General features: G+C 66.0%; 15 protein-coding genes. 9 read left to right on the forward strand and 6 right to left on the reverse strand.

Annotated features, from left to right (window positions below; translation table 11 throughout):
• Positions 1–9: 9 nt before the first annotated feature.
• From ABU113_RS00105 to ABU113_RS00120, 4 genes are all read right to left on the reverse strand, one after another.
• Positions 10–474, reverse strand: coding sequence for a VOC family protein (locus ABU113_RS00105; protein ID WP_454557429.1), 465 nt, complete (start codon positions 472–474; stop codon positions 10–12).
• Between the two features lie 36 nt (positions 475–510).
• On the reverse strand, positions 511–1,242 hold the full coding sequence (locus tag ABU113_RS00110) for a TetR/AcrR family transcriptional regulator (protein ID WP_454557430.1): 732 nt from the start codon (positions 1,240–1,242) through the stop codon (positions 511–513).
• An 81-nt stretch (positions 1,243–1,323) separates the two neighbouring features.
• Complete coding sequence (locus tag ABU113_RS00115) at positions 1,324–2,553, reverse strand: cytochrome P450 (protein ID WP_454557431.1); 1,230 nt, start codon at positions 2,551–2,553, stop codon at positions 1,324–1,326.
• A gap of 64 nt (positions 2,554–2,617) precedes the next feature.
• A complete protein-coding gene (locus ABU113_RS00120; RefSeq protein WP_454557432.1) occupies positions 2,618–2,929 on the reverse strand; it encodes a 2Fe-2S iron-sulfur cluster-binding protein in 312 nt (103 codons plus the stop codon).
• 449 nt (positions 2,930–3,378) lie between these two features.
• Between ABU113_RS00120 and ABU113_RS00125 the strand changes: the two genes are divergently transcribed.
• From ABU113_RS00125 to ABU113_RS00155, 7 genes are all read left to right on the forward strand, one after another.
• Positions 3,379–4,599: an aromatic ring-hydroxylating oxygenase subunit alpha gene (locus ABU113_RS00125; RefSeq protein WP_454557433.1), complete on the forward strand. Its 1,221-nt coding sequence runs from the start codon at positions 3,379–3,381 to the stop codon at positions 4,597–4,599.
• 136 nt (positions 4,600–4,735) lie between these two features.
• Positions 4,736–7,189, forward strand: a complete 2,454-nt coding sequence (locus ABU113_RS00130; protein ID WP_454557434.1) for a TonB-dependent receptor — start codon at positions 4,736–4,738, stop codon at positions 7,187–7,189.
• 142 nt (positions 7,190–7,331) lie between these two features.
• Complete coding sequence (locus tag ABU113_RS00135; RefSeq protein ID WP_454557435.1) at positions 7,332–7,733, forward strand: nuclear transport factor 2 family protein; 402 nt, start codon at positions 7,332–7,334, stop codon at positions 7,731–7,733.
• Between the two features lie 526 nt (positions 7,734–8,259).
• Entirely contained in the window at positions 8,260–9,768 is a 1,509-nt protein-coding gene (locus ABU113_RS00140; RefSeq protein ID WP_454557436.1) for a flavin-containing monooxygenase, read from the forward strand.
• Positions 9,769–9,862: 94 nt separating this feature from the next.
• Positions 9,863–11,992 carry a PQQ-dependent dehydrogenase, methanol/ethanol family gene (locus tag ABU113_RS00145; protein WP_454557437.1) on the forward strand — a complete coding sequence of 710 codons (2,130 nt, stop codon included), beginning with the start codon at positions 9,863–9,865 and terminating at the stop codon, positions 11,990–11,992.
• The gene (locus ABU113_RS00150; protein WP_454557438.1) at positions 11,989–12,927 is read left to right on the forward strand and encodes an alpha/beta hydrolase; all 939 of its coding nucleotides are present in this window, start codon (positions 11,989–11,991) and stop codon (positions 12,925–12,927) included. The genes ABU113_RS00145 and ABU113_RS00150 overlap by 4 nt, the downstream gene beginning before the upstream one ends.
• A gap of 14 nt (positions 12,928–12,941) precedes the next feature.
• Positions 12,942–14,369 carry an aldehyde dehydrogenase family protein gene (locus tag ABU113_RS00155; RefSeq protein ID WP_454557439.1) on the forward strand — a complete coding sequence of 476 codons (1,428 nt, stop codon included), beginning with the start codon at positions 12,942–12,944 and terminating at the stop codon, positions 14,367–14,369.
• Positions 14,370–14,452: 83 nt separating this feature from the next.
• Here ABU113_RS00155 and ABU113_RS00160 read toward each other — a convergent pair whose 3' ends face one another.
• The gene (locus tag ABU113_RS00160; protein ID WP_454557440.1) at positions 14,453–15,496 is read right to left on the reverse strand and encodes an AraC family transcriptional regulator ligand-binding domain-containing protein; all 1,044 of its coding nucleotides are present in this window, start codon (positions 15,494–15,496) and stop codon (positions 14,453–14,455) included.
• Positions 15,497–15,543: 47 nt separating this feature from the next.
• The gene (locus ABU113_RS00165) at positions 15,544–15,951 is read right to left on the reverse strand and encodes a hypothetical protein (RefSeq protein ID WP_454557441.1); all 408 of its coding nucleotides are present in this window, start codon (positions 15,949–15,951) and stop codon (positions 15,544–15,546) included.
• Between the two features lie 4 nt (positions 15,952–15,955).
• Here ABU113_RS00165 and ABU113_RS00170 point away from each other — a divergent pair, with 4 nt between their 5' ends.
• Both ABU113_RS00170 and ABU113_RS00175 read left to right on the forward strand, forming a co-directional pair.
• The gene (locus ABU113_RS00170; protein ID WP_454557442.1) at positions 15,956–18,304 is read left to right on the forward strand and encodes a TonB-dependent receptor; all 2,349 of its coding nucleotides are present in this window, start codon (positions 15,956–15,958) and stop codon (positions 18,302–18,304) included.
• Positions 18,305–18,464: 160 nt separating this feature from the next.
• Positions 18,465–20,018, forward strand: coding sequence for an acyl-CoA synthetase (locus ABU113_RS00175; RefSeq protein ID WP_454557443.1), 1,554 nt, complete (start codon positions 18,465–18,467; stop codon positions 20,016–20,018).
• The last annotated feature ends 143 nt before the right edge of the window (positions 20,019–20,161 follow it).

A 20,161-nucleotide genomic window follows, 5' to 3' on the forward strand; every position in this document is an offset into this window, starting at 1 on the left:
TGCGCGGCCTCAGGCCCCCTGCAGCCAGGCGTCGATGGTGGGTTTCAGCGACTGGCAGACCAGCTCGACGACGAAGGCCGAGGTCGGCGGCGCGACATAGGTGAGAATGCCGTAGCCATCCTCCGGCCGGCCGCCGGCGGCGCAGATGCGCCAGCCCTGGCCGAGCAGCCGGTCGGTCTCGGCCTTCAGGTCGTCAACCCACACGCCGATGTGACGGCCGTCCGGCGCCAGCGCCGGGTCGTAGAAGCTGCCCTTCGGCCCCTGGACGATTTCCAGATGATGCGGCCCCTGGCGGGAATAGACCGCATCGACGGTGATCTCGTGCAGGCCCTTGTCGGGCGTCCAGAACGCCATCGGCGCGAACCGCTTGACCGGCGTCCATTGCAGATTGAGCGAGTCGCCGATCTCGCGCTGGGCGCGGGCGATGTCGTCGACGACGATGCCGGTATGAAACACGCGTTGCATGTCGAACATGATGGTTGATCTCCCCTGTCGGTGTTGTGGTTGTGTCTAGTCGTCCAGCAGGCCGCAGAAGCTCTTGGCGGCGGCCCGGCCGGCACGGTTGCCGAAGGCCAGCGCCACCATCACCATGTGGTTCTTCATGCCACGGGTGAAATCATGGTCGTCAATCTGGCCGGTGGCCCAGTCGTTCACCAGCCCCCACTGGACGTTGGCGAAACTGCGCTCGATCTCGTCGCGGCCGAAATGCTGGATGGTGCGCCGGTCGGCCTCGTCCGAGCGCATCCAGGCCTTCAGCGTCGAGATCGGCAACCGGCGCAGGCCCTCGGTCAGTTTCGGGCTGGTGCGGCTGGAAAAATACAGCCGGGCGGCGCAGCCGGAAAAGGCGCGCACCCGGATGGTGTCCGCCGCCACGCGGCCCATCATCTCGATCGCTTCCCGGAGGCTGCGGCTGTCGTTGACGCCGATCTCGATACCATCGAACAGCGTATGGTAATGCGTCGCCAGGCACTGGGCGATGACGCCTTCCTTGTCGGTGAAGGCATTGTAGATGGTGCGCAGCGCGACACCGCTGCGTTTGCTCAGCTCCGCCAGATTGATGTCGTCGTCGCCGCGCTCGGCGATCATCTCCCAGGCGGTGGCGAGAATGTCCTGCCGGCGACGGTCGAAGGTCCGCGCATAGGGGCCGCTGTAGGGCGAGGCCGCGTCGTCGCCCGGGGTGTCGTCGCGCACCAGGGCCAGGCGGCGGCCGCGCGGTTTGGGGGCGTTGCGTTGTTCGGTCATGCGGTCGTCCGTCGGGCGGGGTGTGGATGTGCGTCCCCTTGACGGGCCTGGCGCCGCCAAGGGGATCGCGGTCGATGTGTTTCAGGCGGCGCGGGTGCTGGCGGGATCCCACACCAGCGGCACGGCGACGATGCTGGCGGCGATGCCGCCGGCATAGCGCAGCGGGGTATCGTCGGCGAGGCGGAACTCGGGAATGCGTTTCAGCCATTCCTCCAGCGTGATCCGCAGCTCGGTGCGCGCCAGATGGGCGCCGGGGCATTTGTGCGGGCCGGTGCCGAAGGTGACGTGCTGGGCGCCGGCGCGCTTGAAGTCGATGCGCATCGGGTCCGGGTTGACGCTGGGGTCGAGACCGCCCAGTGGCGTGGCGGTGGCCACCATGTCGCCCTTCTTCAGCTGGGCGCCGTGATACTCCATGTCCTCCACCACCTCGCGGCCGATGGTGACCAGCGGGTAACGGCGCAGCAATTCCTCCAGCGCGTCGGGAATCAGCGCCGGATTGTCCACCAGCATGCGGCGATGCTCGGGGTTCTGCGCCAGGAACACGAAGGTGAAACCGAGGAAGTTCACCACCGTGTCGAGACCGGCGATCAGCAGCTGTACCGCCATCTGCAGCGCTTCGGTGTCGGTCATCTGGCGGTCGCCGATGCGGCCGTTGACGATGCGGCTGAGCATGTCGGTGCCGTCCTTGCCCTTGCGCTCGTCGAGGAACGGCTTGAGGTAGACGCCGATGCGCTCCAGCGCGTCACCCATGCTGATGGAGCCGTCGCCACGGGTGGTGGCATCGGCCCAGGCCTTGAGCTTGGCCGAGTCCTCCAGCGGCAGGCCGAACATGGTCATGAACACCCGGATCGGCAGCACTTCCGAATAGGCGGTGGTGAAATTGCAGTGGCCTTGCAGGCGCACCTTCTCGATCAGATCGATGGCGATGTCGCGGATGCCCTCCTCGATGGCGCTGACGGCGCGCGGTGCCAGGCTGCTGTTGAGGACGTTGCGATACGGCCGGTGCACCGGCGGATCGAGCGTGGTGGGAATCAGGTTGTGCTGCTCGCCTGAAGCCTTGGGCAGCAGAATGACACGGCTGGAAAACCGCGTGTGGTCGGCGAACACCTCATCCAGCAGATGATTGCGGGTGACGATCCAGTGGCCGCCGTTGCGCGGCGTCCACACCACGTCGGGCACGCCCGGTTCATGCAGTTTCTGCCAGCCGGCGTGAAAGTCCTGCTCGATGCCGGGCGGCGCGTAGATGTCGAAGTCGACGAATTGTTCCGGCCGCACATGGGCGGGCCGCTCCAGTTGCAATGCTTCGGTCATGGCGTGTCTCCCCTTTGTGCCATGGTGTCGCGCGGGAACGTCGCGCGGGCGCGTGATCGCCGGTTCAGGCCGGCGGCAATTCAACGGTGAGGCCGTCCATCGCCGGACTGAGATTGATCTGGCAGCTCAGGCGCGAGCCGGGCCGGCGCGCTTCCACGCACTCCAGCAGTTCCAGCTCCATGCCGCCGGCCTCGCCGGTGACGGCCAGCCATTCGTCGGGCACATAGACATGGCAGGTGGCGCACGAGCAGGCGCCGCCGCATTCGGCGAGAATCTCGTCGATGCCATGGCGCACCGCGGCCTCCATCAGTGTCAGGCTGCCGTGGACCTCGATGGTCCTGTCCTCGCTGCCGGCGGCTTTGAAGGTGATTTTCAAGGAAAAAGCCTCCCGAGTTCTTTTTGTTGTCGTCACGTGCTGAAAGCGTTTCTGTCGAAAACTGGCGCCCCCGCAAATCAACCGGCGCGCAGCACTATTCGCGGTCCCGATTCAGGTTCAGCAGCTGGAGCGCAATAATAGGATTTGCGCAAGGGCGCGCAAGGGCGTCTGGGCGAAAAATCACTATTTTGACAGTGTGCGCGACGCCGGGGGCGGGAGGTCGGCTTGTTGCGGGCGTGTGTTTTAATGCCCTGTATATACTGACTAAATTCACAGGTCTGGCGAAATCGGGGCCATATTTCAATGAGTTGAAGCGTGCCTACAAATTGCATGGCAATGCAACGTCTTGACAGCCGGTGACGGTCTCAGCATGGTTCGAATTATCGGCTGCCAACACCAAGCAAAACCAAATGCAGGCAAGCCGCTCACGGGGAGGGGAAGACAAGGCCATGAAACCACAAGTGGCGGCCAGGATCAGCGCGCAGGTCGAGAATGAACTGCGGCGCGACCATTATCCCGAGGGCTTTCCCGCGTTGCCGGAAATTCCCGGCGGGCGCTACACCAGCGAGGCCTTCTATCAGCTGGAAATCGAGCATCTGTGGAAGAAGAGCTGGCTGTGCGCCATCCGCGCGGAGGAAGTGCCGGCGCCGGGCAGCTACAAACTGTTCGAGCGGCTGGGCTGTTCGATCATCATCGCCCGCGGTGTCGACAACGAGATCCGCGCCTTCCACAACACGTGCCGGCATCGCGGCGCGCCGATCGTGGAGGGCGACGGCAGGCAGAAGCTGCTGGTGTGCCGCTATCACGCCTGGTGCTACGATCTCCAGGGCCGGCTGGTACGGGTGCCGGAGGAGCATGATTTCGGCGACCTCGACAAAAGCGCACGCGGCCTGCTGCCGGTGCGCTGCGAACAGTGGGACGGCTGGGTGTTCGTCAACCTCGACCCCGACGCCCGGCCGCTGGCGGATGAACTGGCGCCGATCCGCGACGATCTGGCGACGCTGTCGATGGCCAGCCTGCGCGTCAAGGGGCGGATGAGCTACAAGATCGCCTGCAACTGGAAGGCCGCGCTCGACGCGTTCCTGGAATCCTATCACGTCAAGGCGATCCACCCGCAGACCGTCGCCATGCTGCTCGACGCCAAGGGCACCGCGATCGGCCTGTTCGCCGGCGGCCATACCCGCATGGCGCTGCCCAAGCGGTTCAACCGCGAGGGCGGCACCTGGGGCACCGAGGCCGATGCCTACGATATTCCAACGGTACCCGAGGTGTTCCGCGCCAACAACGTCGCCTATGGTGTGTTTCCCAACTTCGTCAGTCCGTTCGATTCCGCCGGTTTTCCGTTCATCACTTTCTGGCCGGAAGGGCGCGACGCCTGTTCGTGCGAGCTGATCTTCGTCGGCGCCGGTGATGACACGGAGACCATGGAAAACTCAGAATACTGGCGGACCTTCGTCGAGAATTACGACAAGATCCAGACCGAGGATTTCCAGTTTCTCGCCGGCATCCAGCGCTCGCTGGAGTCGGGTGCCTTCACCGGCATGAAGCTGTGTTACCAGGAACGGCGCATCTACTGGATGCATGAGGAGTTCGATCGCCGTATCGGGGTGGAGCGTATCCCGCCCGAACTCAGAGTGACCCAACTGCTTTCGCCCTTTGTCGAGGCCTGAGAAGGGCAACTGGCTCCTGTCGCCAGCATCGTCGGACGCTCGCCGGTTGACGGTCGTCACCCGCGCGTGATCGTTCCTGCGTGTATCCGGCCCAAAACAACAGCGGACAGACCGCATTCTGTGGGGGAGAATCATCATGAATCTGGCAAGTCGTGCCCGTGCGCTCAAGCACGGACTGCTGACCTCAACGACCATCATCGCCCTGACGGCGACAGCCGCGGCGACGGCCATGGCGGCGGAAGAACAGGCCGCCGGTCCATCGTCGGGCATCACCGAGGCGACGCTGGGCGACATCGTGGTGACGGCACGCCAGCGCAACGAGACGCTGATCTCGGCGCCGGTGGCGGTGTCGGCGATGAGCGCCGAGCAGCTGGAGCGCTTCGCCACCACCGACATCCGCGATGTCGGCAAGCTGGCGCCCTCGCTGTCGGTCGACCAGGGCGGCAGCGGCAATGGCGGCATCATCACCCTGCGCGGCGTCGGCACCTCCAACGGTCAGGCCGGCTTTGACCAGGCGGTGTCGATCAGCGTCGACGGCGTGCAGATCGGGCGGGCGCGCATCCTGCGTCAGGGCCTGTTCGACATGGCGCAGATCGAGGTGCTGAAAGGTCCCCAGGCGCTGTTCTTCGGCAAGAACAGCCCGGCCGGCGTGGTGGCGCTGAAGTCGGCCAATCCCGGCGACGAACTGGAGGGCTATGTGCGGTCCAGCTACGAGTTCGCCGGTGATGAAGCGATCATCGACGCGGCGGTGTCGGGCCCGCTGTCGGAGTCCTTCGGCGCGCGTCTGGCGGTGCGCTACCGCAATCTCGACGGCTATTTCCGCAACACGGCGCAGGGGTTCACCGAGGCGACCTATCCGTTCGCGGCCCAGTCCGGCGTACCCACGGCGGGCGGCCGTCGCCCCGGCGAGAAGGAAATCATCGGCCGCGCGACCTTCGTCTATCGCCCGGTCGGCAGCAATTTCGACGCCAACCTCAAGCTGTCGGCCAGCGACAACGATACCGATGGTCCCTCGACCGGCGCCCAGCCGTTCAACTGCGGCGGTCTGACCAGCGGCATCACCTCGGGCGTGCTCGACCCCTATGGCGACTGCAAGTTCGATCGCAATTTCTCGCGCAGTGCCTTCCCGGCGGTGGCGGTGGCGAACTGGCCCTACGCCAAGGTCAACCCCTATGGCAAGGCGCGCATGTATCTGGCGGCGCTCACCGCCAACTATGCGTTCGACAATCTGACGTTGACCTCCGTGACCGGCTATTTCCGCTCCCGGTCGCGGAGCGTCGATAATTACGACGCCACGTCGATCCTCCAGCTGGCGGCGGCGGAGAACGAGAAATACAGCGCCTTCAGTCAGGAACTGCGACTGCTGTCGAGCTTCGACGCGCCGGTGAATTTCATGCTGGGCGCCTATTACCAGGGCACGAAACTCGATTTCTTCAACAGTTCGCGCATCGCGCCGCTGGGGGCGGACCCCGCCAACGGCAAATACCAGACCTGGGAAAAGCTCGGTCACACCGACGGCGACACCTACTCGATCTTCAGCCAGATGATCTGGGACGTGACGGATCAGATCGAGCTGGCCGGCGGCGTGCGCTACACCCACGAGACCAAGGACTCCGACCTGCGCAACACCTATGTCCATCCGCCGCTGTCGGGCACGCTGCTGGCCCCGACCTCGCGGCTGTTCGTCGACAATTTCAAGGACGACAACTTCTCGCCGGAAGCGACGCTGACCTGGCGGCCGACCGACGACCTGACGACCTATGTCGCCTACAAGACCGGCTACAAGTCCGGCGGTTTTGGCCTGAGCGCGGTGCTGCTGCCAGCGACGATCAGCGAGGACGCCATCCGCTTCGACTCGGAAAAGGTGAAGGGCTTCGAGGGCGGCGTCAAAGCCCAGCTGCTCGACCGACGGCTGGTGCTGACCAGCTCGCTCTATTCCTACAAATACTCCAACCTGCAGGTGAACGCCTACAACCCGGCCACCAGTTCCTTCACCATCGAGAACGCGGCGTCGTCGCGGGTCAAGGGCGTGGAGCTGGAGGCGCGGTTCAGCCCGATGCGCGATTTCAGCCTTTACGCCTCGGTCGCCTATAACCGTGCCCGTTACATCGAGTTCGTCACCAGCTGCTTCAACACCCAGACGGCGGCGCAAGGATGCAACATCGTTCTGGCCAACGGCGCCGACGGCCTGCCCAACACGGCCGACGACACCAGGGGGCAGAACCTCGGCGGCAAGGCCCAGCCGCGCGCGCCGGAGTGGGCGGTGAGCCTCGGCTTCGACTATGCGGTGCCGGTGACGGACGACTGGGGCCTCGGCTTCAACGGCAACGCCCGTTACAGCTCGAAGTACAATGCCACCGACAACGGCAACATCAACGGCTGGCAGAAGAGCTTCTGGCAGCTCGATGCCGGGGTGCGGCTGAAGAGCGAGGATGACCGCTGGCAGCTGGCGTTGATCGGGCGCAATCTGACCAACGAACTTTATGCGCTCTATCTGTTCGAGAAGCCGGGCACGGGCGCGACCAACCAGATCGCCGGCCAGCCGTCACGCGGGCGGCAGGTGATGCTGGAGGCGACCTGGCGCTACTGAGCGCCGACCCAACCCCAGCGACCACCGGGGCGATCAGCGCGTGATCGCCCGCCAGGCGCGGCCCTTGGGGGAGCGGCCGCGCCTGGCGCCGGTCGTTGACGGACGGACGGCTTTCAACGTGACCCGAAGGGAGAGGCGGATCATGCAGGCATGGGCGGATCGTGTCGCCATCAACGATGTGCTGGCCCGCTTCGGCGACGGCGTCAACCAGCGCGACGCCACGCTGTGGGCGTCCACCTGGCACGAGGATGCCCGGTGGTATCTGTTCGACGACACGCCGACGGTCGGGCGGGCGGCCATCGTTGCGGCCTGGCAGGGCGCGCTGGCGATGTTTCCGCGCGCCTTCATGCTGGTGAGCCAGGGCCAGGTCGTCATTGACGGCGGCAGCGCGCACGGACGTTCCTACTGCTTCGAGGTCGGCCAGACGGCTGACGGCCGAAACGTGCGCTATTTCAGTTGCTATGAGGACGACTATGCCCGGCGCGACGGCGTCTGGGCCTTCACCTGCCGCCGCTTCCGGCTGTTGCACAGCGAGGATTACTGAGGCGACGACAGACGCCGGTCCGGCGCTGGCCGGTGCTCGTCGTCTCCCGGTAACCGCCAGGGCACGGGGGCTGGGGCGGGAAAGGTGGCGCGCGGTGGGGACTGCCACCCCCCCACATAGCGCTCCAGGCAACAAGGTTGCCTGTGCTACGGCCGGCAGACTCACCGTGTCACACGCGCCGGTGGTACGGTAATCCATCGTCATCGCTGCCGCCAGCACCAATTCGGGGCGGCGTGACGCGGCCGCAGGCGCCGGCTGGCGCGGTCATGCCGCCCGTCATGCCGCCCGTCATGCCGCCCGTCATTCATGGCCGCGCAGGTCCTTGCTTTTCTTCAGGTTCACGATGTGCCGCGCGCTGTTTCCGCCGGCGAAGGCCGCCATGGCCACGGGTCGGGGGCTGGCCGGAACGGCCAGATTCTTGGCGCGTGAAGATGTGGAGGCGCGCGCGGCGACCGGCCAAGATCGGGACCATAAAGCAGCGGCCGTGATTCCCGTCGTACAGGCCGCGACCTTGGAGGAGGGGGAAGTGAGCCAACTCGTTGCAGAACGAACCCGCGACGCCGATGGCGCCTGCGCGGACTTCGATGTCCTCATCGTCGGCGCGGGCATTTCCGGCATCGGCAGTGCCTACCATCTGAAGGAACAGTGCCCGGACAAGAGCTTCGTCATTCTGGAAGCGCAGGAGGGCTTCGGCGGTACCTGGCGCACCCACAAGTACCCGGGCGTGCGCTCGGACTCCGACCTCTACACCTTCGGCTACCGCTTCAAGCCGTGGGTCGGGCCGCCGATCGCGACGGCCGAGGAAATCCGCCGCTACCTCCAGGACGTGATCGACGAGAACGACCTCGACCGGGCCATCCGCTACGGTACCCGCATCACCGGCTGCTCGTGGTCCAGCACGGAGCACAAATGGACCGTCGAGACCGCGCGGGCCGACGGGTCGTCCGGCACCACCTACCGCTGCACCTTCCTGTGGATGTGCCAGGGCTATTATGATCACGACCATCCCTATCTGCCGGACTGGCCGGGCATGGCCGACTTCAGGGGTCAGGTGATCCACGCCCAGAAATGGGACGAAAACCTCGATTACGCCGGCAAGCAGGTGGTGGTGATCGGCTCCGGCGCCACCGCCGCCACCGTCATCCCGGCGATGGCGGAAAAGGCGGCGCATGTGACCATGCTGCAGCGTTCGCCCACCTATTTCTACTGCTACCCCAATCGCAGCGATCTGGCGGACCGGCTACGCGAGATCGGCGTCGACGAGGCAACCATTCACCGCTGCGCCCGGCTGGATTATCTGCACAACCTCAAGACCCTCGACCGCCGCTCGCGCGAGGAGCCGGAGCTGGTGTTCGCCGAACTGAAGGAGCTGGTGCGCCAGTATGCCGGCGAGGATTTCCAGTTCGAGCCGCATTTCACGCCGAAATACCGGCCCTGGCAGCAGCGACTGGCGTTCATCCCCGATGGCGACCTGTTCGTGCGCATCAAGGAGGGCAAGGTCTCGGCGGTCACCGACCAGATCGAGCGGTTCACGCCGGAGGGCATCCACCTCAAGTCGGGCGCCGATCTCAAGGCCGACCTGGTGGTGGCAGCCACCGGGTTCAACCTGCTGGTGATGGGCGGCATCGACTTCAAGGTGGACGGCAGGCCGGTCGACTGGTCGCAGACCGCCACCTATCGGGGCATGATGTTCTCCGGTGTGCCCAATCTGGTCTGGGTGTTCGGCTATTTTCGCGCGGCGTGGACGTTGCGGGTCGATCTGCTGGGCGATTTCGTCTGCCGGCTGCTGCGCCACATGGATGAAAAGGGCGTCCATCAGGTCGAGGTGGCGCCGCCGGCGGGGGCCTCGGGCGAGGCGCTGCTGCCGTGGATCGAGGACGACAATTTCAATCCCGGGTATCTCATGCGCGACATCGACAAGCTGCCCAAGCGGCTGGGTGATCGCCCCGAGTGGCGCCACACCCAGGACTATTGGCGGGAGGCCGTGGACATTCCGGCGGCCGATCTCGACGGGCCGGAATTCACCTATCGCTGAGCGGTAGCCGCCATGCCCTGGCGGGGTGTCTCCGGACAGGCGCGCCCGGCCTGGTGGCGCGACCGTGCCGGAAAATCATCATGGGGAGAGAGCTGTGAGCAGAACCATGCGCTGGGCGGCGCTTGCCGCCGTCGTGATTGCCGTTGGCGCCACCGGGTGGACGCGGGGAGGCGCGGAATCCGCTACCGGGCCATCGCCGTGGGACAAGCTGCTGGCCGCCACGAAAAACCCGGGCGACTGGGTGACCTACGGCGGCACGTTCGACGAGCAGCGGTTCAGCCGGCTGACCCGGATCAACGACAGCAACGTCGGCGGGCTGGGGCTCGCCTGGTCCTACGAGTTCGATACCAACCGTGCCCAGGAAAGCACGCCGCTGGAACATGACGGGGTGCTCTATGTCACCACCGCCTGGTCGAAGGTCTATGCCTTCGAGGCGGCGAGCGGCAAGCTGCTGTGGCACTACGACCCGGAAGTCCCCGGTGCCTACGGCGCCAAGGGATGCTGCGACGTCGGCAATCGCGGCGCGGCGCTCTACGACGGCAAGCTCTATTTCGGCGCCTTCGACGGCCGGCTGATCGCGCTGGACATCAAGACCGGCAAGCCGGTGTGGTCGGTGGTGACGGTCGACCAGCGCCGGACCTACACGATCACCGGCGCGCCGCGCATCGTCAAGGGCAAGGTGGTGATCGGCAACGGCGGCGCGGAACTGGGCGCGCGCGGCTATGTCACCGCTTATGACGCCCAGACCGGCCGGCAGGTGTGGCGCTTCTACACCGTGCCCGGCAATCCCGCCGACGGGCCGGACCACGCGGCCTCCGACAAGGTGCTGGCACAAAAGGCCGCCGGCACCTGGTTTGGCGAATACTGGCGCACCGGCGGCGGCGGCACCGTGTGGGATTCCATCGTCTACGACCAGGAGCTGGACCAGCTCTATATCGGCGTCGGCAACGGCAGCCCGTGGAACCACAAGGTGCGCAGCGCCGGCAAGGGCGACAACCTGTTCCTGTCGTCGATCGTCGCGCTCGACCCCGACAGCGGCGCCTATCGCTGGCACTATCAGGGCACGCCGGGCGACAGCTGGGATTACACCCACACCCAGACCATCACGCTGGCGACGCTGACCCTCGATGGCAAGCCGCGCAAGGTGCTGATGCAGGCGCCGAAAAACGGTTTCTTCTTCGTCATCGACCGCACCAGCGGCAAGCTGCTGTCGGCGCGCAATTTCGTCAAGGTGAACTGGGCCAGCCACTATGACCTCGCCACCGGCCGCCCGGTCGAGGACCCCGCCGCCCGCTATACCCAGGGCCCTTACGCCGCCGTGCCCGGCGCGCTGGGGGCGCACAACTGGCAGCCGATGGCGTTCAGCCCGCAGACCGGGCTGGCCTATATTCCCGCCAATCACGCGGTGTTCGGCTATGAGGACCCGGCCAGTTTCAAGGTGGTGCCGGGGCGCTGGAACCTCGGCCTGAAAACCGAGGGCACGTCGCCGCCCGACGATCCGGCGGCGCTGAAGGCGATGCGCGACATGCTGAGCGGCCGCCTGATCGCCTGGGACCCGGTCAACCAGCGGGAAAAATGGGGATTCGATTACCCCGAGCCATGGAATGGCGGCATTCTCACCACCGCCGGCAATCTGGTGTTCCAGGGCGACACCAAGGGCCATCTACGTGCCTTCGCCGCCGACAGCGGCAAGGTGCTGTGGACGGTCCAGCTCGGCATGCCGATCATGGCCGCCCCGGTGACGTTCGAGGTCGCCGGCGCCCAGTATGTCGCGGTGGCCGGCGGCTATGGCGGCGCCTATGCGCTGACCTCGCCGTTCAACGACAATCCCGGCCCGCGTCCCAATGGCCGGCTGTTCGTGTTCCGCCTGGGCGCTGCGACGCCGCTGCCGGTCATCGACCGGATCGAGGCGGGGCCGGCCAACCCGCCCACCGAACGGTTCCCGGCCGACCAGGTGGCGCGCGGTCAGGCGGTGTTCGAACGGGAATGCTGGAGCTGTCACGGCCCCGGCGCCATCTCCAGCGGCGTGGTGCCGGACCTGCGCCGCTCGGCCGCGCTCACCAGCGCCGAGGCCTGGCATGGCATCGTCATGGAGGGCGCGCTGCAGGACCGCGGCATGATCGGCTTCGCGCCCTACCTCTCCAACGCCGAGGCCGAGGATTTGCGCGCCTATGTCGCCGAACGGGCACGGCTGTTGCAAGAGCAAGAGAAGGCCGGCCGATGAGCGATCCCGTGGTTCTGCCTGAAACCGCCGCCCTGCTGGCCTTGCTGGCGGCCCAGCCGGGGCCGCATCTGGCCGACATGCCGGCGGACGTCGCCCGCGAGGCTTACCGCCAGATGGGGACGCTGTTCGACGCGCCCGCCGACCCCGCCGTCCGCACCGTCGATTTCAGCGGCGGCGGCTGTGCCCTGCGCGCCTATTTCCCCGGCGCCCCGGTACCGGGACCGGTGATCGTCTACATGCACGGCGGCGGCTGGGTGATCGGCGATCTCGAAACCCACCACGGCCTGTGCGCCCTGATCGCGCGTGTCACCGGCCTGCGCGTGGTGGCGGTGGACTACCGGCTGGCGCCGGAGCATCCATTTCCGGCAGCCCACGAGGATTGCCTGGCGGCCGCGACCTTCGTCGCCGCCGGCCCGGCGGTGCTGGAGGCGCCGGTGACGGGCATCGCGGTGGCCGGCGACAGCGCCGGCGGCAACCTCGCCTTCCATGTGGCGACGCAGCTGACAACCGCGCCCGTGCTCGGCCAGCTGCTGATCTACCCGGTGGGGGACTGCACCAGCCCGGAGACCGGCTCCTACCGGCAGTTCGCCGAAGGCTATCTGCTCGACCGCCGGCTGATGGACCGATTCATCGCCGACTATCTGCCCGACCCGGCGTCGCGCGCGCGACCGGCGCTGTCGCCGGTGCTGCATCCACTGCCGGCACGGGTGCCGCCGGCGGTGATCCTGACCGCCGGCCTCGACATGCTGCGCGACCAGGGCCGCGCGCTGGCGGACGGGATCGTGGGGCGGGGCGGCGAGGTGCACTTCGTGGAGGCGGAAGGTCTGATTCATGGCCTGGCGACGATGCGTCAGGCCTTGCCGACGGGTGACACGGTGATCCGCCAGGCGGTGGGCATTTTCGCCGCCATGATCGGCGCCAACAGGAACAAGTGAGAGGAGCCCTGAACGTGCGAAACTATCTCGATTTCTACATCAATGGCGCCTGGGTGGCACCGGTTCAGCCGCGCCCGCTCGACGTCATCAATCCGGCGACCGAACAGGTGGCCGGCCGGATCAGCCTCGGGCAGGCCGCCGATGTCGACCGGGCGGTCGAGGCGGCGCGGCGGGCCTTCATCCGCTTCGGCCGCAGCAGCAAGGCGGAACGGCTCGACCTGCTGGACGCGGTGATCGCGGCCTTCCAGGCGCGTCAGCAGGACATGGCGGACGCGGTGCGGGAGGAAATGGGCGCGCCGACCGCGCTGGCGGTGGGCGCCCATGTGCCGTTCGCGCTGGCGCACTTTCTGACCGCGCGCCAGCTGCTGGTCGACTTCGACCCTGACGTGGCGATGGGCACCACCCGGCTGACCAAGGAGCCGATCGGCGTCGTGGCGATGATCACGCCGTGGAACTGGCCGCTCAACCAGATCGCCTGCAAGGTGGCGCCGGCGCTGGCGGTGGGCTGCACCATGGTGCTCAAGCCCTCCGAGGTGGCGCCGTTCAGTGGTCATATTTTCGCCGAGGTGATGCACGCGGCCGGCGTGCCGGCGGGTGTGTTCAACCTGGTGCACGGCGACGGACCGACCGTCGGCGCGGCGCTGTCGTCGCACCCCCATGTCGACATGGTGTCGTTTACCGGCTCGACGCGGGCAGGGGTGGAAGTGGCGCGCAACGCCGCCTCGACGGTGAAGCGGGTGCACCAGGAGCTGGGCGGCAAATCCGCCAACATCATCCTTGAGGATGCCGACTTCGCCGCTTCGGTGCGCAAGGGCGTCGAGGCGATGATGGTCAACAGCGGCCAGAGCTGCAACGCGCCGTCACGCATGTTGCTGCCGGCCCGCCGCATGGCGGAAGCCAGGGACATTGCCCGTGCGGCGATCGCGGCGCAGAAGGTCGGCGCGCCGACCGAGGACGTGCATCTGGGGCCGGTGGTGTCCGACGTGCAGTGGAACCGCATTCAGGCGCTGATCGAGAAGGGCATCGCCGAGGGCGCGACGCTGGTGGCGGGTGGCCCGGGCAAGCCGGAGGGGCTGAACCAGGGCTATTATGTGCGCCCGACGGTGTTCGCCGATGTCGACAACCAGATGACCATCGCGCGGGAGGAGATTTTCGGCCCGGTGTTGGTGATGATCGGCTATGATGACGAGGAGCAGGCGATCGAGATCGCCAACGACACGCCCTACGGTCTGGCGGGTTACGTGCAGTCCGGCGATCTGGAGCGCGGCCGCGCGGTTGCCGCGCGCATCCGGGCCGGGCAGGTGGCGCTCAACTATGCGCCGCTCGATCTGGCGGCGCCGTTTGGCGGCTACAAGCAGTCGGGCAATGGCCGGGAATGGGGTGAGCATGCCTTCCACGAGTTCATGGAAGTGAAGGCCGTGCTTGGCTACAACGCCGCCTGAGCACAACGGGCAGTAACGGGAGCCGCGCGCCGGTGCTGGTCGGCGCGCGGTTTGTCGTTGTCGTCTGTGGCGGTACGCGCGGTCTAGCGCAGCTTGCCCGACTGCAGCAGCTGGCGGCGATACTCGAAGGCGCCGATGCCGGCCCAGCGCTTGAAGGCGCGCGAGAAGCTGGAGGGCTCGGCGAAGCCGACGGCAAAGGCGATGGCCTCGATGCTCATGTGCCGGTCCGCCAGCAGCGCGCGGGTGCGGCGATAACGCGCTTCGTCGACAATGGTGGAAAAGCGTGTGCCTTCCTCGGCGAGGCGGCGATGCAGCGTGCGCTCCGACAGCGCCAACTGGCGCGCGGCCTCGGCGGCGCCGGGCATCTGTTCGCCCCCGGCATTGAGAAGCACGGTCAGCCGGTGCGTCACCGGGGTGTCGGCGCGGGCGCGGCTGAGCAGACCGTCACAGCGCGCGCTGTAGAGCGCGGACAGCTCGCCGTCGGCCAGCGGCAGCGGCTTGCTCGCCATGCCAGGCAGGAAGATCCACTGGGTGCGGGCGGCATCGAATTCGACCGGGCAGGGAAAACTCTTGCGGATTTCGTTCCAGTTGGCCGGCGGTGGCGCCGCCACGGTAATGCGCTCCAGCACCTGTTCGCCCGCCATCAGGTCGGCGATCAGCGTCCGGATGGCGCCGAGATCGCGATGCTGGGTGAATTTTTCGAGATGACTGGGCAGCTTGTCGTCGTTGCTGAGCAGGGCGCAGGCGCCGTTGGGCGCCGATGCGTAGCGATAGTTGATCAGTGAAAATGTCAGCTCCTGATAGCGACAGGCGATTTCCAGGGCTTCGCCCAGTGTGCGCGCCGTCATCATCGCCAGTCCGAGTGCGCCGTATTTGATCGAGCGATAACGCAGGCCGACGTCGAGCCAGAGATTGGGGTGATTGGTGGTGGACTCGGCGAACCCCTGTTGAAGCAGCAGTTCCTCCTGGGCCAGCAGTTCGCTGGCGCCGTCGTCGAGGCGCACCGGCTTCAGGCGATTGTCCCGGCAGAAAGTATCCCAGTTGACGTTGAGTTCCGCCGCCAGCGCATGACGCATGATGCGGGCGCTGAGGTCAGGCAATGCCGCGTAAAGTGCATTGGAGTGCATGGTGTTGATAGCCTCCCCCGTTCGCGCATTTTATGCGTTTGTTGCCGTCAGCTTAACCCCCCATGGCAATTTGCGTCAAGAAGTTGGCGGGCTCCGTCATGGCGTGCCGCTGCTGTTTCATGCATTGTCATGTAATAAAAGGGAGAATCTTTCATAGAAGACGGCAAGTCATTCGCGCCATAGATGCCGGTATCGCTCAAGTTGTTTGTGGCGGTATCGGGAAAATAAAGCATCTGGAGGCGCCGTGGAGATATTTGGCGTCGTTGAATCTCTGGAAATAACCAGAGTCGCGGACGGGGGGATATTGCACCTGAAAAATCGCAAGTGCCCGTATGCCGGCCGCGATAATGGAGTTCGCGGGCGCTGACGGCCGTCCGCGCGATCATGTTTCGGATCTTGGGGGAGAGAAAAATGAACACGACTACGAGGATCGCTCTGGCCACATCGACGGCCATGATGATGGCGGGCGTTGCGGCGCCAGCCTGGGCGAACGCCGAAGGCGCGGCGGATTCAGTCATCGGCGAGATCATCGTCACTGCCAACAAGCGCAGCGAGAGCATCAGCAAGGTTGGCGCCAGCATCAGCGCGTTCGACACCCAGATGCTCGAAAATCGCAACATCGGCAACGCGGAGGAACTCGCCCAGACGATCCCCGGCATGGCGCTGGCGCCGTCGACGCACGGCACGCCGGTATTCACCCTGCGCGGCATCGGCTACAATGCCGACGCGCTGGGCGTCTATCCGGCGGTCAGCGTGTCCATGGATCAGGCGCCGATGCCGTTTCCGGTGCTGGCGGGACATTCCATGTACGATCTGGAGCGGGTGGAGGTGCTGAAAGGCCCGCAGGGTACCCTGTTCGGTCAGAACTCCACCGGTGGCGCCATCAACTATATCGCCGCCAAGCCGACGGAGGCGCTGGAGGCGGGGTTCAACCTCGAATATGGCCGCTTCAACGAGGTTCGTGGCACTGCGTATCTCAGCGGTCCGGTCACCGATACGCTGGGCGTCCGCCTGGCCGTGGACGCCGCCCATCGCGACGGCTGGCAATACAGCACCAGCCGCAATGACAAGAATGGCGAGCAGAACTACGTCGCCGCGCGCCTGGTCACCGTGTGGGCGCCCAACGAGCGCACCCGCTTCGAACTCAATATCAACGGCTCGGTCGACCGCTCCGAGCCTCAGGCGCTGCAGATCATCGCCTCGATGCCCTCGACCCCGGCCGCGCCGACGTTCGAGGAGCTGAACGTCCCCCTGTCGCCGAAGAAAATCCGCGCCGCTGACTGGTCCATTGTCGGGCGGTCGGAAAACGAGTTGCAGTCGGCCACCGACGCGGCCGAGCCGGATGGCAATCGCAAGCTTTTCCAGGCCTTCCTGCGCGCTGATTATGATGTATCGGACGAGATCACGCTGACCTCGATCTCCACCTACAATCATCTGAAACAGGAGATGTCGTTCGATCTCGACGGCTCGGCCTATCAGCTTGTCGACAACCCGCGTGACGACGGCAAAATCTCCGATTTCAGCCAGGAGCTGCGACTGTCGAATGCCTCGACGCCGGGCGCCACGTTCCGCTGGACCGTCGGTGGAAATTACAACCACAGCAAGGTCGAGGAATATCAGGACATCACCTATGGTCACAATTCACTGAGCAACGCCGGCACCAACTACATTCACATCAGCGGCGTCGACAACCGCGGCCGGATGAATTCCTACGCGGCGTTCGCCAATGGGGAATATGACGTCACCGAGCAGATCACGCTGAAGGCGGCCGCCCGCTACACCAAGTCGTCGAACAAGAACTCGATGTGCAATCTCGATCCGGTGGCGGACCAGAATGTCGCCGAGCTGTTCATGCTGCTGGGCGAACTGGTTGGCGGGCAGAGCGTGACGCTGCTGCCCGGCGACTGCTACACGCTCAACGCCGACAATCTGCCGGGCGACGTCTTCCGCAACAACCTGAAGGAAGACAATGTGTCGTGGCGGGTCGGCGTCGACTTCAAGGCCTCGGCCACCACGCTGCTCTATGCCAATATTTCCCGCGGCTACAAGGCGGGCAGCTTCCCGGTGATCACCGCCTCGTTGCAGTCCCAGCTGCTGCCGGCCAAACAGGAATCGGTGACCGCCTACGAGGCCGGATTCAAGACCCGGCTGGCCGACAACATGGTGCAGCTCAGCGGCGCGATTTTCTATCAGGACTACCGCGACAAGCAGGTGCAGGGCACCGTCGCCACCGGCCTGTTCGGTTTGCTGCAGCGCCTCGACAACCTGCCGAAATCGCACATCTTCGGTGTCGAGGCGGACGTCGTCGTGCGCCCGGTCGAGGGGCTGACGCTGACCGGCTCGGCCAGCTACCTCAAGACCGAGGTCGACCGCTATTCGGGCATCAGTGTGTTCGGCGATCCGGTGGACTTCGCCGGCAGCCGACTGCCGTTCGCACCAAAATGGACGCTGGTGGGTGACATCGACTACCGCCTGCCGATGGAGTCGGGCGGCACGCTATTTGTCGGCGCCGGGGTCAATTACCGCACGAGCGTCGATACCTATGTCGGCGGCAGTACGCTGGCGATCCCCGACAACGGCGTCAATCGCTGGCGTTCCCGCATCCCGTTCAAGATCGACGGCTATGCCCTGGTCGATGCCCGGCTGGGCTATGAGTTTCCCGGTGACAAGGTCACGGTTTCGGTGTGGGGGCGCAACATCTTCAACAAATATCACGTCCAGAACGTGATTTCCTACAACGACATCATCACCCAGGCGGTCGGCCAGCCGGCGACCTACGGTGTCGCCCTGAAGATCCGCTGGAACTAGGGGGGGGTACAGAGGGGTCGATAGGGGGGGGGTGCGCCGGGGTCTTGGGGCACGCCCCCGCATCGCGCATGATGCGGGCCGGCACAGGGCGGCCGGGGTGGCCAGACGGGTCGCGCGATCATGATTGCCTTGTGGAACAAGACGGGGTGAGGGGAGACGGATGCGAACGGAACAGGCGATCAGGGCGGCACGGCGCCAGTCACTGTCGACCATGCTGCGGCGCTCGGCGCGGCGGCACGGGGAGCGCACGGCGATCCTGTGTGGCGACACCTGCTGGAGCTATGCCGAGCTTGACGGTATCGTCGATCGTCTCGCCGCTGGTCTCGTCGATCTTGGCATCCAGCCCGGCGACCGGATCGCGCTGCTGGCGCGCAACAGCCACGCTTTCGTCGCGCTGCGCTTCGCCGTCGCCCGGGCCGACGCCGTGCTGGTGCCGATCAATTTCATGCTCAATGCCGAGGATGTCGGCTATATTCTCACCCACTCCGGCGCCCGGTTGCTGTTCGCCGACGTGACGACCATCGAGGTCGCCCGCGCCGCGGCGCCGCCGACCGTCGAGGCGCTGTTCGGCATCCCGGGCGAACTCGACGGGCCGCCGGCGGGCGTGCCGTCGTGGGAGGAACTGCCGCGTGACGCCGCGCCGCCGCCGGAGACGCGCGGTGGCGAGGATCTGCTGCAGATCGTCTATACCAGCGGTACGGAATCCCGCCCCAAGGGCGCCATGCTCTCGCACGACAGCGTGCTGTGGGAATATCTCAGCTGCATCGTCGACTGCGAGTGGACCGCCGACACCGTGGCGCTGCACGCGATGCCGCTGTTCCACTGCGCCCAGCTTGATTGCATGATCGGCCCGGCGCTGCAGGTGGGCGCCACCAACATCGTCACCGGCCGGCCGGTGGCGGAAAACATCATCGACCTGCTGGCCCGCCACCGGGTGACGTCGTTCTTCGCGCCGCCGACGGTGTGGATTTCGCTGCTGCGGTCGCCGGCGTTCGACCAGCACGACCTCGGCCGGCTCGCCAAGGGCTATTACGGCGCCTCGATCATGCCGGTGGAAGTGCTGCGCGAGCTGCGCGAGCGGCTGCCGGGGCTGCGGCTGTGGAACCTCTACGGCCAGACGGAAATCGCGCCGGTGGCGACGATCCTGTTCCCCGAGGAACACGCCGCCAAGCTGGGCTCGGCCGGCCGGCCGACCCTGCACGTGGAAACCCGCGTCGTCGACGAGGCGATGGCCGACGTGGCGCCGGGCGAGATCGGCGAGATCGTCCATCGCTCGCCGCAGCTGCTCACCGGCTACTGGAACGATCCCGAGAAGACGGCGGAGGCTTTCGCCGGCGGCTGGTTCCACAGCGGCGACCTCGGCGTGCTCGACGACGAGGGCTACCTGACGGTGATCGACCGCAAGAAGGACATGATCAAGACCGGCGGCGAGAACGTCGCCTCGCGCGAGGTGGAGGAGGCGCTCTACCTCCACCCGGCGGTCAGCGAGGTGGCGGTGGTTGGCCTGCCCGATCCGCGCTGGATCGAGGCGGTCTCGGCGGTGATCGTGCTGCGGGACGGCAAGGACGCCAGCGTCGAGGAGATCATCGCCCATTGCAGCGTGCATCTGTCGGGCTTCAAGGTGCCCAAGAAGGTGATTTTCCAGGACAGCCTGCCGCGCAACGCCAGCGGCAAGATCCTCAAGCGCGACCTGCGCCTGTCGCTGCTGCCCTGAGGGGCGGAAGGGGAGGTGGGCGGCAATATATATTGTTCCCTGAAATTCTACTGTCCCCGGAAATTCCCGGAAATTCCCGGAAATTCTAGAAATTCTAGGGACAATATACTGATTAATGTACATCGCTGCCTTGGTGGCTGATC

The sequence above is a fragment of the Parapedomonas caeni genome, from assembly GCF_041060555.1.
GTDB lineage: Bacteria > Pseudomonadota > Alphaproteobacteria > Sphingomonadales > Sphingomonadaceae > CAUJIW01.

What these genes read in the sequence shown, in the direction of transcription:
- ABU113_RS00105 (WP_454557429.1), bottom strand. Translation starts at nt 474, where the DNA reads ATGTTCGACATGCAACGCGTGTTTCATACCGGCATCGTCGTCGACGAC.
- ABU113_RS00110 (WP_454557430.1), bottom strand. Translation starts at nt 1,242, where the DNA reads ATGACCGAACAACGCAACGCCCCCAAACCGCGCGGCCGCCGCCTGGCC.
- ABU113_RS00115 (WP_454557431.1), bottom strand. Translation starts at nt 2,553, where the DNA reads ATGACCGAAGCATTGCAACTGGAGCGGCCCGCCCATGTGCGGCCGGAA.
- ABU113_RS00125 (WP_454557433.1), top strand. Translation starts at nt 3,379, where the DNA reads ATGAAACCACAAGTGGCGGCCAGGATCAGCGCGCAGGTCGAGAATGAA.
- ABU113_RS00130 (WP_454557434.1), top strand. Translation starts at nt 4,736, where the DNA reads ATGAATCTGGCAAGTCGTGCCCGTGCGCTCAAGCACGGACTGCTGACC.
- ABU113_RS00135 (WP_454557435.1), top strand. Translation starts at nt 7,332, where the DNA reads ATGCAGGCATGGGCGGATCGTGTCGCCATCAACGATGTGCTGGCCCGC.
- ABU113_RS00150 (WP_454557438.1), top strand. Translation starts at nt 11,989, where the DNA reads ATGAGCGATCCCGTGGTTCTGCCTGAAACCGCCGCCCTGCTGGCCTTG.
- ABU113_RS00160 (WP_454557440.1), bottom strand. Translation starts at nt 15,496, where the DNA reads ATGCACTCCAATGCACTTTACGCGGCATTGCCTGACCTCAGCGCCCGC.
- ABU113_RS00165 (WP_454557441.1), bottom strand. Translation starts at nt 15,951, where the DNA reads ATGGCCGTCGATGTGGCCAGAGCGATCCTCGTAGTCGTGTTCATTTTT.
- ABU113_RS00170 (WP_454557442.1), top strand. Translation starts at nt 15,956, where the DNA reads ATGGCGGGCGTTGCGGCGCCAGCCTGGGCGAACGCCGAAGGCGCGGCG.
- ABU113_RS00175 (WP_454557443.1), top strand. Translation starts at nt 18,465, where the DNA reads ATGCGAACGGAACAGGCGATCAGGGCGGCACGGCGCCAGTCACTGTCG.